A 16,358-nucleotide genomic window follows, 5' to 3' on the forward strand; every position below is an offset into this window, starting at 1 on the left:
CGCCGACGACGGGCAGTGGTCCGTCCCCGGCCGGACTCCCCATCGATCCATGACGTACCCACAGAAAGAGACCCACATGAGCAGCAGCGTCGAGACGCTGGAATTCCAGGCCGAGACCCGCCAGTTGCTCCGATTGGTGATTCACTCGATCTACTCGAACAAGGACATCTTCCTGCGCGAGCTGATCTCGAACGCCTCCGACGCCCTGGACAAGTTGCGGCTGGAATCGCTGACCGACTCCAGCCTCGTCGGGACCGGCACCACCGACCTGCACATCTCGCTGGAGGTCGACAAGGACGCCCGCACACTGACCGTCCGTGACAACGGGATCGGCATGACCCGGGACGATCTCGTGGATCTGATCGGCACCATCGCCAAGTCCGGCACCGCCGGCCTGCTGGAGAAGATCAAGGAGTCCAAGGACGCCGCCACCGCCGAGAGCCTGATCGGGCAGTTCGGCGTCGGTTTCTACTCGGCGTTCATGGTCGCCGACAACGTCACCCTGCGCACCCGGCGGGCCGGTACCGACTCCGGCACCCAGTGGGAGTCCGACGGCGAGGGCACCTACGGCATCCAGGCCGTCGACGGGCTGCCCGTGGGCACCTCGGTCACCCTGCACCTCAAGCCCGCCGACAGCGAGGACGGGCTCGCCGACTACCTCTCCGAATCGAAGATCCGTCAGATCGTCAAGCAGTACTCGGACTTCATCCGCTGGCCGATCCGGATGGCCACCGAGCGCACCGACGCCGAGGGCGGGACCACCGGCGACATCGACACGCTCAACTCGATGAAGGCGCTGTGGGCCCGTTCGCGCAGCGAGGTCACCGAGGACGAGTACAACGAGTTCTACCAGCAGATCAGCCACGACTGGCAGCCCCCCGCCGAGACGATTCACATGCGCGCCGAGGGCACCTTCGAGTACGAGGCCCTGCTGTTCGTCCCCTCGCAGGCACCCTTCGACCTGTTCTCCCGCGAGACCCGGCGCGGCGTGCAGCTGTACGTCAAGCGGGTGTTCATCATGGACGACTGCGAAGCGCTCATGCCCAACTACCTGCGCTTCGTCAAGGGCGTCGTGGATGCCCACGACCTGTCGCTGAACGTCTCCCGCGAACTCCTCCAGCACGACCGCCAGATCCGCGGTGTACGCCGGCGCCTGGTCAAGAAGGTCCTCGGCGCCCTCAAGACCATGCAGTCCAAGGACGCCGAGCGCTACATCAAGGTGTGGGAGCAGTTCGGCCGGGCGCTCAAGGAAGGTCTGGTCGAGGACACGGACAGCGCCGAGACCCTGCTGGAGCTGGTGTCGGCGGCCTCGACCCACGACCCGGAGAAGACCACCACGCTGCGCGAGTACGTCGGGCGGATGAAGGACGGCCAGGACTCCATCTACTACCTGACCGGCGAGAGCCGCGCGATGGTGGAGAACTCCCCGCACATGGAGGCCTTCGCCGCCAAGGGCTACGAGGTCCTGATCCTCACCGACCCCATCGACGAAGTATGGGTGGACCAGGTCCCCACCTTCGACGGCCACCCTCTGCGGTCCATCGCCAAGGGGCAGGTCGACCTCGACGACTCCGCCGACGGCCAGAAGGAGACCGACGCCGAGAAGGCCCGGCGCGAGGAGGACTTCGCCGCCCTGCTGCCCTGGCTCACCACCACCCTGTCCGAACAAGTCAAGCAGGTGCGCCTGTCCTCACGGCTGACAACCTCGGCGGCCTGCATCGTCGGCGACGCCCACGACGTGACCCCGACCTTGGAGAAGATGTACCGGGCCATGGGCCAGCAGATGCCCCCGGTCAAGCGGATCCTGGAACTCAACCCCGCACACCCGCTCGTCACGTCCCTGCGCACGGCGCACGAAGCGAACGCCGACAACCCCGCGCTGGCGGAGACCGCCGAGCTGATCTACGGCAGTGCGCTGCTCGCCGAAGGAGGCGACCTGCCCGACCCGGCCCGCTTCACCCGGCTGCTCACCGACCGCCTGACCGCCACCCTGTGACCACCCGGCCTCCGACGGCGGCCGTGGATTACAGAGTTGGCGAGATGGGCGGCCTGGGAAAATGCTGAAAGAGGTCATCGCGACCCGCTACGTCACGCCCCTTGCGTGAGGGTGGCTCGTTCCCCGGGATCGTCGAGGCCGACGATCCCGGGGCGTACGTGACGCAGCCGATCCTCCCCAGCGAACGCTGGTTCTTGAAGTGCTGCCGCTGGTGGGGCGTCTCTCACGACCGGCGGAAGCCGGCTACCCGCAGGACTTGGAGGTCGGATCGGTCTGGGAGTTCGCTCGGTCTCCCTGTCGACGCCTCCGGCCGGGCGGGGAGCCGTCAAGTCGTTCGTCGCGAGCGCCGCGAGAGGGCCGAGCCGGCGCAAGCCGTCGACGAGGTGCCGCTCGCTCTCGCGGGGACGGCGTGAACCGGATCCAGCGCAAGCAGTACCGGGCGTATCAGCGCCAGCGGGACTTCGGCTGTCTGTGTCCGCCTCATGATGGGCCGAACACGGAGATCACGAGCGGGCCGTGTCCGTTTCAACGAGCCTGTGACGTTCTTCTGGGCCGAATCGAGCTGTCCCTGCATCCGGAAACCCTGCGGCCGTACCCGAGCGGCTGATCTGCTGTTGAAGCAATCGTGCCGCAGTACTCCAACGGGTGCACCTTGCGGAGAGGTACGGCAACTGGCGGGTTTCCACGACTGTTTGTGGATATCGGCCGTCGACGCTGTGCATGAACACCCGGACGGGCATCCAAAATGTGTGGCGAGGAGTTGATTCCGCCGGTCTTGCCCGGTCGGCACCGCATGGTTCACCATTTGTAATCACACGGACACGGCGGAGTCGAGGCGGGGATGTCGTCGGGAACGGGGATCCGGCGTCGTTGGAGGGCGCGTTGTCCATCATCGCGTCCGGCCCCGAAGGACCCGCCGATCGCGGTTGTACGAGACCAGGAAGGTTCCTGATGAACAGGATCGGCAAGATCAAAAGATGTGTCTCGTCCGCCCTGGCGATCTGCGCGATGGTCGCAGGCTCTGTCGTCGGTGGAGCGGGTGTCGCCTCTGCGACCGACCCGGACGATGCCCCACCCGGCTACGCGGGCCCGTTCTCTTACTGCAAGGGCAGTGAATTCGACGCGATTCACATCGACGGTCCCACGAATGCCTACATCGGGGTCTGGCGTTCGATCGAGGGCAGTGGCACGTTCTGTGCGATGACCATGGATCGCATGGACGGCTTTCACCACATGGAAGTTCGTGTCCGCCGAGTAGGCTGGCAGACCTCCTGGTACGACAACGGCTACTACGACAGGTACGCGGGAGCAATCTATGTCTCCGGCGCCGAGATCCATTGCGCCTATATCTCCGGGTGGGTGGAGATCGGCGGCACCAAGTACTACGGGGCGGACACGGTCTGCAGCTGACGGTCAAGGGCTGCTACGGGTTTCGTCAGCTATGTCATCCCTCGCTCGACGGGCGACAGACGCTCAGCCCGTGAACTCCGGGCCGTCGCAGGTGGCGACGGTCGCGTCGCGTGCCGAGGCGTTCCGGGCGTCGGAGGACGGCGAGGGTGAGCGGATGAGGTCGCGGCCCACTCGAAGGCGGTCGCGCTCTACCTCGGGCGGGCCGTTGCCCAGGGGCCGAGGGCGAACCTGCCACTGTCCCGTCGTATTTCCAGGGCTCCCGCGCCACCGAAGTGCGCGGGAATGAGCAGTTCCCGTTCGTCGGCCGCCCGCCCGAGAATCCGGCGGCGGCTGGCCATCGCTTGTTCCGGGGCCAGGCAGGCGTTGCTGTTGCGGCAGGGATCGAGAATCTGCACCGGGCTGTGCAGCAGATCTCCGACGAAGACAGCCCGGTCGCCCCCGGAGGCGAGTCGCAGCACGGAGGAGCCGGGAGTGTGGCCGGGTGCGGACTCCAGGGTGAGGTGTTCGTCGACGCGGTGGACGCCGTCCCACAGCACGGCCTGTCCGGCCCGGTGGATGGGCGCGATGCTGTCTTCGTAGATCAGGCGGTCGACTTCCTGCGCGCCGTTGCCGTACGCGTTGTCCGGACCGTAGTGGAAGTCGTCGGCGGCCGGAATGAGGTATTGGGCGTTGGGGAACGCCGGTACCCACTGCCCCTCCGCGTCCACGGTGTTCCAGCCGACATGGTCGACGTGGAGATGGGTGTTGACGACGACGTCGACATCCTGGGGGCGGACGCCGGCACTCGCCAGGAGGCCCAGGAAATCGCTCCGGGCGTGGTGGAACGGCCCCATGCCCGGTCGCTCGCGCCCGTTCCCCGCCCCGGTGTCGACCAGGACGGTCCGGCCCGCGCTGCGCAGCACCCAGCTCTGGAGAGCAAGCACCACCAAGTCGTCGGCCGGCTCCCAGTGGTCCGGCGCCAGCCAGTCCTCGTTGTCCTTCCACACATCGGCACCGACTCCGGGGAACATGCCGGAGGTGGGCAGGAAGGGTGCGTGCCACTCGACGACCCGGATGACCTCGACGTTTCCCAACACCATGCTCTGCACGGACTCGTTCATGTTCGTCACGCGACCGACCTCAAGTGGTTCAGCTGTCAGGACGAGAAGACGGTCACCGACCCGACCAAGCTGGACGTCGACCGGCCTCCGCCCCCAAGGTAGTTGTCATTCTCGGTCGGCAGCGGCCCGTCGGGCCCCCGCACCGCGGTGACGCGACCGCGACGCCTACTGAGTACAGGACGCGGGGTCCCCGGCAGCTGAACCCGGGGACCCCGGCCGGCGTTCACGAAGGGCGTCTGAAGCCCTTGGACAAGGGCTGAATCAGGGGCGAACGGTGCAGACAGCCAGCAGGCAGATATTCGCTCCCTGTGTCTGGCTCGGACCGGCGTTCCCTCCGGAATCACCGACGGTGCAGCGTGCCAACAGGCACAGATTTCCCCCCTGTATTCCACGGTAGACACTCGACAACGGCCCTGTGCCAACGCTCTGTTGCCCGCCCGTTTCCGAAGTCGCCATCTTGTGCTCCGAAGCGACGGGACCGAGTGCGTTGGCGCTCGTGGAGACCGACATGAGCAGGGCACCCGCGGCCATCGTCGCGGTGGCAAGGCGGGTGACGGATACCAGAATCCTCAACTGCACTCCAAGTGTTGTACCGAACAAACGTGTTGCGCGGAGATTCGAGGCCAGGTCCCCACAGGTTTGGTCCCCGATCCGTCTGTGATGCAGATCGCGTTCTCCGGACCTTGTGCAGTTGTGAAGGGTGGAATCCGGCTCGTGTGTGCTGGGTCACATGGGCAATCCGAGTCGGTCGTGACTCCGAACTCCCCGTAGCTGGCGCGATTGCGGCGATCTCCATCACGGGAAAGGCATCCGTCCATCTGAGTCTCGTGTTCCGCTTCGCGAGCGCGTACAGCACCTGAGGCGCCCATGTGACGGCGCGGGCCGGACCGAGTCGGCCCTGTTTCAGCCCTTGACCTGCGGCTGCCCCAATCTTTTTCCAGCCGCTACCCCAGGCCCAGCGCAAAGGTGAAACTGGCGTGACCGCATCGCAGGACCCCGCTTCGGCGAAAACTCGCACTCGCACTCTCCCTCTCACTTCCGCGCAGCGTGGCCTGTGGTTCGCGCAGCAGCTCGATCCGGCCAATCCCGCGTACAACATCGCCGAATACGCCGACATACATGGTGATGTGGACCCCGTGCTCCTCGGCAGAGCCGTGCGGCACGTCAGTGAGGAATCGGAAGCGCTGCGGGTGACGTTCGGCGAGAACGACGGGGTCCCTTTCCAGGAAATCCACCCGGACGTTCGAATAGACGTTCCTCTGGTTGATCTCTCCCGTCATCCAGAGCCCCGGCGTGAGGCACAACGCCTGATGGAGGCGGATCTCGCCCGGCCCGCCGACACCGCCACGGGACCGCTGGTGCGGTTGACGCTGTACCGGCTGGCCGAGGAGCGCCATCTCTTTCACCAGCAAGTGCACCACCTTGCGTTGGACGGGTACGGCGCGGCTCTCGCCCTCGCCCGGATCGCCGAGGTCTACACCCTCCTCGTTGCCTCACCCGACGAGCCCGTCGAGTACTGTGCCGCTCCTCTCGGTCCCGTCATCGACGAAGAGAACACCTACCGGTCCTCCGAGAAGTACGTGGCCGACCAGCGTTACTGGGCGGAGCACTTCGACGGCGCGCCCGTTCCGACGAGCTTGCACGACGGTTCGGTGACCGTGTCCGGTCCGGGGCACCGGTTCCTCGCCGTGCGACGGGAGCTCGACGCCATCGGCGGGGAGCGTCTGCGCGCGGCGGCGAAGACTGCGGGCGTGGCCTGGCCGACCTTCTTCATGGCCGCGATGGGCGTCTACCTCCACCGCAGCAGGGGACTGGGCGACGTGGTGCTTGGTCTACCGGTGACGGGCCGCCGTACCGCCGTGGCCCGCACCACCCCGACCATGCTTTCCAACGTCCTGCCGATGCGGCTGGAGATCTCGCCCTCCGATCGGGTGGCGGACGTCGCCAAGCGCTTCTCCGCCGAGGCCCGGATGGTGCTCAGGCATCAGCGTTACCCGTCGGAGAGCTTGCGCCGAGACCGTCGGCGCGACGAGGCGCTCGTGGCCGGAGCTGACCTCGTACGCGAGCCGTTGACCGGCCCGTCCGTCAATGTCCTCGCGTTCGACGACCGGCTTCGCTTCGGCCCGCACACCGCGACCTTGCACAACCTCTCCATCGGCCCCGTCGACGACCTGGTGGTCGCCGTGCACGCGTCGTACGCCGACGGCGGGCTCCGGATCGACCTGCTGGGCAACCCCGGTCTGTACACCCAAGGTGAGTTGGAGCAGCACCACGACGCCTTCTGCCGACTGGTGGAGGCGTTCGCCGACAATCCCACCGGTCAATTGGGCGCTCTGCCCATCGTTCCCGAGGACGAGCGCCGGCGGGTCATTCGGCTCGGCACGGGAGAACCCGCTGCCGGGCGGGGGGAGGGGCCCCGGGCCGCCACGCTTCCCGAGCAGTTCGCCGAGCAGGCGCGGCGGACGCCGCACGACACGGCCGTCGTGTGCGCCGACACCCGGCTGAACTTCGCCGAGTTGGACGCGCGTGTCTCCGCGCTCGCGGCCGAACTCGCCGGGTGCGGTGCCGGTCCCGGTACCCGCGTGGCCGTCGGGCTGCCGCGTTCCACCGATCTGGTGGTCGCGATGCTCGCGGTGATGCGCTGCGGCGCGGCCTATTTGCCGCTTGACCCGTCCTACCCCGCTGACCGCGTCGCGTTCATGCTCGCTGACTCCCGGCCGGTTGCCCTGGTCGCCACCGCTGGTACGGCCGCCACGACCGATCCGGGGCGCACGCTGCCGCTGGTGGACCCCGGCGTGCCGACAACGGGGCCGGACACCGGTCTCGTGCGTGCCGCGATGCCCGGACCGGGAGATGCCGCGTACGTCATCTACACCTCCGGTTCGACCGGCCGTCCCAAGGGCGTCGTGGTCGAGCACCGCTCGCTGTCCAACCTTCTGGAGCACCACCGCGGCGAGGCGCACGCGCACGCGGAGCAGTCCCTCGGGCGGCGACTGCGTGTCGCACTTACCGCCGCGACATCGTTCGACGCCTCCTGGGACCCGGTCTTGTGGATGGTCGCGGGCCACGAACTGCACATCGTGGACGACGAGACGCGCCGTGATCCGCAGGCGCTCGTGGAATTCCTGGTCGAGCGGCGGATCGACGCGATCGAGACCACCCCCACCTATCTGCGGCAGATGATGACCGCCGGGCTGCTGTCCGCCCCCGCGCACCGGCCCCGGGTCATCGCGCTCGGCGGCGAGGCTGTGGACGACGGGTTGTGGAACGAACTCGCCGCTCACCGCGATCTGGTCGTCTTCAACTTCTACGGGCCCACCGAGGCCACCGTGAACGCGGTCACCTCACGCGTCTCGGCCGGCAGCCCCGTCATCGGCCGCCCCGTCGCGGGCGCCCGGGCATACGTGCTGGACGCCGCCCTGCATCCCCTCCCGGTCGGCTCCGCGGGGGAGCTGTACCTCTCCGGCGAAGGCGTCGCCCGCGGGTACACGGGACGTCCCGGGCTCACCGCCGAGCGTTTCCTGCCCGACCCGTTCGGGCCGCCGGGGCGGCGGATGTACCGGACCGGCGACCTCGCGCGATGGAGCGAGAACGGCACGCTGGAATTCCTGGGGCGCGGCGACAGCCAGGTCAAGATCCGGGGCTACCGGGTGGAGACCGGCGAGATCGAGGCCGCGCTGCGGTCGCTGGAGGGGGTGGAGGACGCGGCGGTCGTTCTCCAGCCGTCACCAGGCGGCGCGGAGCGACTCGCCGCGTATCTCGTCACCGGGCCCGGGCGGGCCGGCGAGGCCGTGGCTACCAACGCGGCCGACACGTACGGCGCTTCGGATGTCCACGCCCTGCGCGACGCGCTCGCCGAGGTGCTGCCCGAGCACATGATGCCCACCGCGTACGCCGTCCTTCCCCGGTTGCCGCTGACCCCCAACGGCAAGCTCGACACCGGCCTCCTTCCGGCCGCGGCCCCCCTCACCGCACGCGGTGACGGTGAGCCGCGCACGGCCGAGGAGGTGTTGATGTGTGCGGTCTTCGCCGAGTGCCTGGAGGTGCCGGCCGTCGGCCGGGACGACAACTTCTTCCTGATGGGCGGTCATTCCCTGCTGGCGACACAGCTGGTGAGTCGCGTCAGGGACCGGTTCGGCTCCGAGGTGCCCATCCGGGCGCTGTTCGACCACCCGACTCCCGCCGGGCTGGTCACCACCCTGGACACGAGCGCTCCGGTCCGGCCCCCGGTAGCCGCTGTCGTGCCGCGTCCCGCACGCGTGCCGCTCTCCTTCGCCCAGCAGCGGCTCTGGCTGCTGGAGCGGATGGGCGAGGCAGGCACGGCCTACCACCTGCCGATCGCGCTGCGGCTGTACGGGCGACTCGATCGCGCGGCGTTGGCGGCGGCTGTGAACGATGTCGTCGGGCGGCACGAGAGCCTGCGGACGGTCTTCGGGGAGGACGAGCAGGGGCCGTACCAGCGTGTGCTGCCCGAGGAGCAGGTCCAGGTCCCGTTGGTGACACGGACGTTCCCGACCGGTGGCGGGTCGGTGCGGCCGGACGACTCCTGCTTCGCACTCGGCTCCCAACCGCCGCTGCGGGCCGAACTGTTCACCACCGATCCGGGCTCGGCCGCCGCCGGCCCGAGCGAGGAGAGCTCCGAAGGACCGCCCGACGAGCACCTGTTCGTGCTGACGCTCCATCACATAGCCGCCGACGGTTGGTCCATGGGTCCGCTGATGCGTGACCTGTCCGACGCGTACCAGGCACGCCGGCATGGCAGCGCGCCCGGCTGGACCCCGTTGCCGGCCCAGTATGTCGACTACACCCTCTGGCAGCGTGAACTCCTCGGTGACCCCCGAGAGGCCGGCACCCTCGCCGAAGGGCAGCTCACCCACTGGTCCGCCGCGCTCGACGGTCTCCCGCCCGAGGCGACCTTCCCGGCCGACCGGCCGCGACCCGCCCGCCACTCCGGCCGGGGCGGAGCCGTACCGGTGCGGATCGACACGGTCACCCACCGGGCCCTCGTACGGCTCGCCAGGGAGTCGGGCGCCAGCACTTTCATGGTCCTGCACGCCGCACTGGCCGCGCTGATGACCCGGCTCGGCGCCGGCGAGGACATCACCGTCGGCACTCCCGTCGCCGGCCGCCCGGACGACCTGCTGGCCGACATGGTCGGCTTCTTCGTCAACACCCTGGTGCTGCGCACCGACACCTCCGGCGACCCCGACTTCCACGAGTTGCTGCGGCGGGTCCGCGCGGCGGACCTGGCCGCCTACGCCCACCAGGACCTGCCCTTCGAGCGGCTGGTGGAGGAGCTACGGCCGTCCCGCTCGTCGTCCAGGCACCCGCTGTTCCAAGTGATGCTCAGCCTCAACAACGCGCCCGCCGCCCGTGGTTCACTCGCCGACCTCACCGTCCGCCACGACACGTCGATCGGCCGGTCCGGCGCGAAGTTCGACCTCACCTGGGACCTGACCGAGCACCAGGACGCCGGAGGCGAGGCCGCCGGTCTTACCGGTGAACTGGAATTCGCCGACGACCTCTTCGACCGCAGGACTGCCGAACGGTTCGCGGTTCACTTCGCCACACTCCTGAGCACGCTGGTGGAGAGTCCGGACCAGCCCGTCACCGACTCTCTCTTCCTGTCGGCAGAGGAGCACAGAGCGGCCGTCGACGAACTGCCGCGGGCGACAGCCGAGCCGTCCACCTCCTCCGGGATGCTCGTCAACTCGGGCGCACACGGCCCCGACTGGACCATCACCGACATCTTCACCTCGCGGGCCACAGCCGATCCGGGCCGCACCGCCGTGGTCGACTCGGAGGGCTCCCTCACCTTCGGTGAACTGCTGGCGCAGAGCGAACAGATCGCCAGGACGCTGTCCGAGGCGGGCGTGGCACACGGCGACCGGGTGGCCGTCGCGCTGCCCCGGACAGCGCGGTACGTGGCCGCGCTGCTGGGCGTGTTGCGCGCCGGGGCGGTCCATGTGCCGCTGGATGCGGCCCACCCCCGCGCCCGTAACCAGCTCATCCTCGACACCGCCGATCCGCGGGTCGTGCTGACCACCCGCACGACCCGGGACGCACTGCCCGCGACCGGCCACCGCAGGCTCGACCTCGACGGGACATCCGCCCCCGGGGACCCGGCCGGCCCGCTGCCCGGGCCGCCGCGCGCGCAGGACGCCGCGTACGTCCTCTACACCTCCGGCTCCACCGGTCGCCCCAAGGGTGTCGTGGTCGAGCACCGCTCGCTGGCGAATCTCTACGTGAGCCACCGGGAGAGGCTGATGGGCCCGGCGGAGGCCGCGAACAACGGCCGCCCGCTGCGGGTCGCCCTCACGGCGGCCACCACCTTCGACGCCTCCTGGGACCCGCTGCTGTGGATGGTCGCCGGGCACGAACTGCATTTCGTGGACGACATCACCCGGCGCGACCCGGAGGCGCTCACCGGCCTCCTGCACCGACGCGCCGTCGACGTCGTCGAGACCACCCCCTCGTTCCTCGAACAGCTCCGCGCCTGCGGACTGTTCGCCCAGGGCAGGCCACGCCCGCGAGTGCTCGCGCTCGGCGGCGAGCCCGTCAACGACACGCTGTGGGAGGAACTCGGCGCACTGCGCGATGTGATCGTCTGGAATCTGTACGGACCCACCGAGGCCACCGTCGACAGCGTGATGGGCCGGATCACGCCGGGCACCCGCCCGCACATCGGACACCCGGTGGCCCGCACCCGCGCACGGGTGCTCGACGCGAGGCTCCAGCCCGTGGCACCCGGTGCGACGGGGGAGCTGTACCTCGCCGGCGCGGGGCTGGCCCGCGGGTACGAGAACGCGCCGGGCGCCACCGCCGCACGCTTCCTGCCCGACCCCTACGGTGCTCCCGGCACCCGGATGTACCGCACCGGCGACCTGGTGCGGCGCCGCGAGGGACGACTTGAATTCACCGGCCGTGCGGACGGACAGACCAAGGTGCGCGGTTTCCGGGTGGAGGCCGGCGAGGTCGAGGCCGCGCTCCTCCGCCACAGCGACGTGGTCCAGGCCGCCGCAGCGGTGCGGCCCGACGTCACCGGCGCGGGACGCCTCGTCGCCTGGGTCGTTCCCTGCGACGGGCAGCGGCTGACCCCCGATGCCCTGCGGGCCTTCGCCGCCGAACGGCTGCCGGAGTACATGGTGCCCTCATCGGTCGTGCCCGTCCCCGGCCTGCCGCTGACCGTCCACGGCAAGGTCGACTTCGACGCGCTGCCGCACACGGCGGCGGACGGGGAGCGGGACAGCACCGACCGTCCGGACGGCGGAGCACCGCGCTCGGCACAGGAAGAGATCCTCTGCGCGCTCTTCGCGGAATGCCTGGAACGTGAACAGGTCTCCCGCGACGACGACTTCTTCGAACTCGGCGGTCACTCGCTCCTCGCCGTCCACGTCATCGGCCGCATCCGGGGTGCCTTCGGTGTCGAGCTGTCGGTGCGCACCCTCTTCGAGGCGACGACCCCGGCCGCGCTCGCCGAGCGGCTGGACGAGGCGGGCGCCGCACGTCCCGCCCTGCGGCGCGCCACCCGGCCCGAGCGACCGCCGCTGTCCCCCGCCCAGCGCAGGCTGTGGTTCCTGCACGACATGGCATCCGACGACACCGACGCGGATGCCGCGTATCACATACCGATCGCCGTACGGCTGACCGGACGGCTGGACCGCGACGCGCTGCGTGCCGCACTCGGCGATGTCGTGGCCCGTCATGAGAGCCTGCGCACGCTGATCCGGGAAAGCGACGGCGAGCCTTTCCAGGCCGTGCTCGACCCGGGCGACGCACGCCCCGAAATGTCCGTGACGTCGCTGGCCGGGACGGCCGGGCCGGCACCCGGCGGGACCGCTGACGACATACTCGACGCGGCGCTGCGGGCCTCGGCTGCCCGGCGGTTCGATCTGGCGGCCGGCATACCGCTGCGGGCCGAGCTGTTCGAGCTCGCTCCCGAGCAGCACGTGCTTCTGTTGACGGCCCATCACATCGCGGCCGACGGCTGGTCGATGGGCCCTCTGGCCCAGGATCTGGCCGGCGCCTACGCGGCCCGTGCGCGGGGCCGTACCCCCAACTGGGCACCGCTGCCCGTCCAGTACGCCGACTACACCCTCTGGCAGCGGGCCCTCCTCGGCGCCGACGACGAGGCCGACTCCCTCTCCGCCCGTCAACTCACCTACTGGTCCGGCCAGCTGCGCGGCGCCCCCGAGGAGACCGCGCTGCCCGTCGACCGGTCCCGGCCCAAGCGGTCCACCGGCCGCGGCGGCACCGTCGACATCGGCCTCTCCGCCGACACGACCCGCGCTGTCGCCGCGCTGGCCAAGCAGTCCGCCACCAGCACCTTCATGGTCCTGCACGCGGCGCTGGCGGCGCTGCTGAGCCGGCTCGGCGCAGGAGACGACGTCACGATCGGGACTCCGGTCGCCGGGCGCACCGACGAGGCACTGGACGGACTCGTCGGCTTCTTCGTCAACACCCTCCCGCTCCGGGTCGGCTGGGACAGTGCGGCCGGCTTCCGCGAGCTGCTGGCCCAGGTTCGGGAGACGGACCTCGCCGCCTACGCCCACCAGGAACTGCCCTTCGAACGTCTGGTGGAGGAGGTCCAGCCCAGCCGCTCACTGAGCCGCCACCCCCTCTTCCAGGTCATGCTCACCCTCAACAACACCCGCACACCCCGGCTCGACCTGCCCGGACTGCACGCCACAATGGACGGCGTCGAGACGGGCGGCGCCAAGTTCGACCTGTCGTTCAGCTTCACCGAGCGGTCCGGGACCGACGACGGTGAACGGATCGACGGCACACTGGAATTCGCCCGCGACCTGTTCGACGAGTCGACGGCGCTGCGCATCGCCGACTGGTTCCGCCACTTGGTGGACGCCGCCGTCACCGCGCCCGCGACGCCCGTTCGCGACCTGCCGCTGTACCCCGGCGGCGAGGAGGCGCAGCTCATCGGTGACACCGAGGCACCCCCGGCCGTCGAGCACACCGTCCTGGACCGTTTCGCCGAGACGGTGGCGCGCTCCCGCAGTGGCGACATCGCCGTGACCGCGCCCGACGGCAGGCTGTCCTTCCCCGAACTGGCCGCACGCTCCGACCGCGTTGCGCAGTTGCTCGCCTCGGCGGGCGTCGCGCCCGGTGACCCGGTCGCGGTGCTGCTGCCCCGCTCGACCGACTCGATCGCGTCACTGCTCGGTGTGTTCAAGGCGGGCGCCGTCTACACGCCGATCGATCCGAGTCTCCCCGCGACCCGCATCAGGGCGATCCTCGATGACGCCCGCCCGCGTCTGGTGCTGACGGCCCCGTCCACCGGGGAACTGGTCCCGCCCGGGAGCCCTCGCCTGGTCCTCGGCGGGGACGAGGGGACAGACGAGGGGACAAGTGGGCCGGTGGACGTAGTCGACCCCGGACTTCGGGACCGCGGCACAAGCCGCCGTACCCCCGCCCCTGACGACCCCGCCTACCTCATCCACACCTCCGGATCCACCGGGCGGCCCAAGGGTGTTCTTGTCGGGCACCGCTCCCTGGCCCGGCTGCTGGAGCATCACCGGCGGGATCTCTTCGCCCCCGCCATGCGCCGCACGGGCAGAAGGCGGCTGACCGCCGCCCTCACCGCCGCGCTGTCCTTCGACGCCTCATGGGACCCGGTGCTCTGGATGATCGACGGTCACGAACTCCACTTGCCCGACGACCTGACCCGCCGCGACCCCGAGGCGCTCGTTGCCGCCGTACGAGCACACCGGCTCGATGTACTGGAGACCACCCCCAGCCACGCACGCCAGCTCCTCGACGCCGGAGTGCTCGAAGGCGACCACCGGCCCGCCGTCCTGATCCTCGGCGGCGAGGCCGTACCGCCCGCGCTCTGGACCGAGTTGCGCCAGATCCCCGGCCTGGATGCACGCAACTTCTACGGACCCACCGAAGCCACCGTCGACACCCTGACCGCCCAACTCAGCCACCATCAGCGGCCGGTGCTCGGCACGCCCGTCAGCGGAACACGGATCCGGGTCCTCGACGAAGGGCTGCGGCCGGTACCGACCGGCGTCACCGGTGACCTCCACCTCGCCGGGGACAGCCTGGCCCTCGGCTACCTCGGCCGCCCCGGCGAGACCGCCGCCCGCTTCCTGCCCGACCCCTATGGTCCCCCCGGCACCCGGATGTACCGCACCGGGGACCGGGTCCGCCGGTCCGCCGACGGCGGACTGGAGTTCACCGGACGGTCGGACGGCCAGATCAAGGTGCGCGGCTTCCGGGTCGAGGTCGACGAGATCGCCGCCGTACTGCGCCGACATCCCGACGTCGCGCAGGCAGTCGTCGTTCCGGTGGCGGACGTGGACGGTGGGGCGGACACCCGGCTCGTCGCACACCTCGTCCCCGCCGCCGACGACAACACGGCCGTCAACCACGAAGCCGTACGCGCGCACGCCGCGCGCCACCTGCCCGCCTACATGGTCCCGTCCGCCTGGACGACCCTGCCCACGATCCCGCTGACCGCCAACGGCAAACTCGATCACGCCGCGCTGCCCGCCCCCGCCACCGCGCGACAGACGGACAGCACCGGCCGCGGTCCACGCGGCCCCCGCGAGGACATCCTCTGCACCCTCTTCGCCGAAGCCCTCGGCGTCGAACAGGTCCTGATCGACGACGACTTCTTCGCGCTCGGGGGACACTCCCTCCTCGCCACCCGGCTCATCGCCCGAATCCGCGCCACCCTCGGTGTGGAGGTGAGCATCCGCGCCCTCTTCGAGGCACCGACCGTCGCCGCCCTCGCCGAACGCCTCCGAGAAGGGAGCGGAGACGCCGCCGACGGCAGCTCCCTCACCACGTTGCTCCCGCTGCGCACCACCGGCACCAGGCCGCCGCTGTTCTGCGTCCATCCGGCAGGCGGCCTCGCCTGGTCGTACGCGGGGCTGCTGCCCCACCTGGACACCGACCAGCCCATGTACGGCCTCCAGACCCCGAACCTGGACGGCACCGCGCCCTTCCCCGACAGCATGGAGGAGATGGCCGCGGTCTACGTGGCCGAGCTGCGCCGCGTGCAGCCGCAGGGCCCCTACCACCTGCTGGGCTGGTCCTTCGGCGGCAACCTCGTCCAGGAGGTCGCCGTCCAGCTCCAGGAAGCCGGCGAGCCGGTCGCGCTGCTCGCCATCCTGGACGCCTTTCCCCTTGCTCCCCTGGACGATCTCGACAGCGCCAGCCGCGACACCGTCTTCCGCGCGCTGCTCAGCAACCTGGGCGTCGACACCGAGGAGCTCGACGGGGCAACAGCCGTGGACGCGGCCTCCGTGCGCGACGAGTTCCGCCGCATCGGCAGCCCGCTCGGCGCGCTGGAGCCCGTCACCATCGACGCGATGGTCGACAACTTCGCCGGCCAGGCACGTCTGATGCGCCTCTACACCCCACGCGTCTTCCAGGGACCCGTGCTCTTCTTCACCGCCACCGAGGGCCGGCCTCGCGACACCTTCGCTCTCGACCTCTGGACCCCGTACATCACCGGCCACATCGAGAACCACGATGTCGCCTGCGCCCACGCGCAGATGATGCAGCCCGCCGCGCGCGAGCAGATCGGCGCCACCGTGGCGGCCGCCCTGCGCGCAACGCACCACACCACACAAGGAGACCTGTCATGACGAACCCCTTCGACGACCCCCGCACCCAGCACCGCGTCCTCGTCAACGACGAGGGCCAGCACGCCCTGTGGCCGTCCTTCGCCGCGCTCCCGGCCGGCTGGGAAGAGGTCTTCGGCCCGGCGGAGCAAGGTGTCTGCCACGACTACGTCGAGCGGAACTGGACCGATCTCACGCCCAAGAGCGCACGCAGCACGACCGTCTGACCCCCGGCGACCGCTCCGGTCGCCTGCCGCAGCCGAA

5 protein-coding genes and 1 pseudogene are annotated in these 16,358 nt (G+C 70.1%); 5 read left to right on the forward strand and 1 reads right to left on the reverse strand.

Going from position 1 to position 16,358, the window contains the following annotated elements; all coding sequences use genetic code 11:
* The first annotated feature begins 76 nt into the window (after positions 1–76).
* The 3 genes and pseudogenes from htpG (at position 77) to ACZ61E_RS27165 (ending at position 3,406) form a co-directional block, all read left to right on the forward strand.
* The gene (gene htpG / locus ACZ61E_RS27155; RefSeq protein WP_469702502.1) at positions 77–1,996 is read left to right on the forward strand and encodes a molecular chaperone HtpG; all 1,920 of its coding nucleotides are present in this window, start codon (positions 77–79) and stop codon (positions 1,994–1,996) included.
* 61 nt (positions 1,997–2,057) lie between these two features.
* Positions 2,058–2,157, forward strand: a pseudogene (locus tag ACZ61E_RS27160) (HipA family kinase); the annotation flags it as partial.
* Positions 2,158–2,947: 790 nt separating this feature from the next.
* Complete coding sequence (locus ACZ61E_RS27165) at positions 2,948–3,406, forward strand: hypothetical protein (RefSeq protein WP_469702503.1); 459 nt, start codon at positions 2,948–2,950, stop codon at positions 3,404–3,406.
* 188 nt (positions 3,407–3,594) lie between these two features.
* Here the strand turns inward: ACZ61E_RS27165 and ACZ61E_RS27170 are convergent, their stop codons facing one another.
* Positions 3,595–4,506, reverse strand: a complete 912-nt coding sequence (locus ACZ61E_RS27170) for an MBL fold metallo-hydrolase (protein ID WP_469702530.1) — start codon at positions 4,504–4,506, stop codon at positions 3,595–3,597.
* Positions 4,507–5,483: 977 nt separating this feature from the next.
* Here ACZ61E_RS27170 and ACZ61E_RS27175 point away from each other — a divergent pair.
* Together ACZ61E_RS27175 and ACZ61E_RS27180 are read left to right on the forward strand one after the other, a co-directional pair.
* Positions 5,484–16,118 carry an amino acid adenylation domain-containing protein gene (locus tag ACZ61E_RS27175; protein ID WP_469702504.1) on the forward strand — a complete coding sequence of 3,545 codons (10,635 nt, stop codon included), beginning with the start codon at positions 5,484–5,486 and terminating at the stop codon, positions 16,116–16,118.
* Positions 16,115–16,321 carry an MbtH family protein gene (locus tag ACZ61E_RS27180; protein ID WP_469702505.1) on the forward strand — a complete coding sequence of 69 codons (207 nt, stop codon included), beginning with the start codon at positions 16,115–16,117 and terminating at the stop codon, positions 16,319–16,321. Before ACZ61E_RS27175 ends, ACZ61E_RS27180 begins: the two co-directional genes overlap by 4 nt.
* The last annotated feature ends 37 nt before the right edge of the window (positions 16,322–16,358 follow it).

Source organism: Streptomyces sp. NPDC104581, assembly GCF_055583685.1.

Bases quoted from the DNA above. Each gene is read 5' to 3' on its own strand.
- htpG (WP_469702502.1), top strand. From the start codon at position 77: ATGAGCAGCAGCGTCGAGACGCTGGAATTCCAGGCCGAGACCCGCCAG.
- ACZ61E_RS27165 (WP_469702503.1), top strand. From the start codon at position 2,948: ATGAACAGGATCGGCAAGATCAAAAGATGTGTCTCGTCCGCCCTGGCG.
- ACZ61E_RS27170 (WP_469702530.1), bottom strand. From the start codon at position 4,506: ATGAACGAGTCCGTGCAGAGCATGGTGTTGGGAAACGTCGAGGTCATC.
- ACZ61E_RS27180 (WP_469702505.1), top strand. From the start codon at position 16,115: ATGACGAACCCCTTCGACGACCCCCGCACCCAGCACCGCGTCCTCGTC.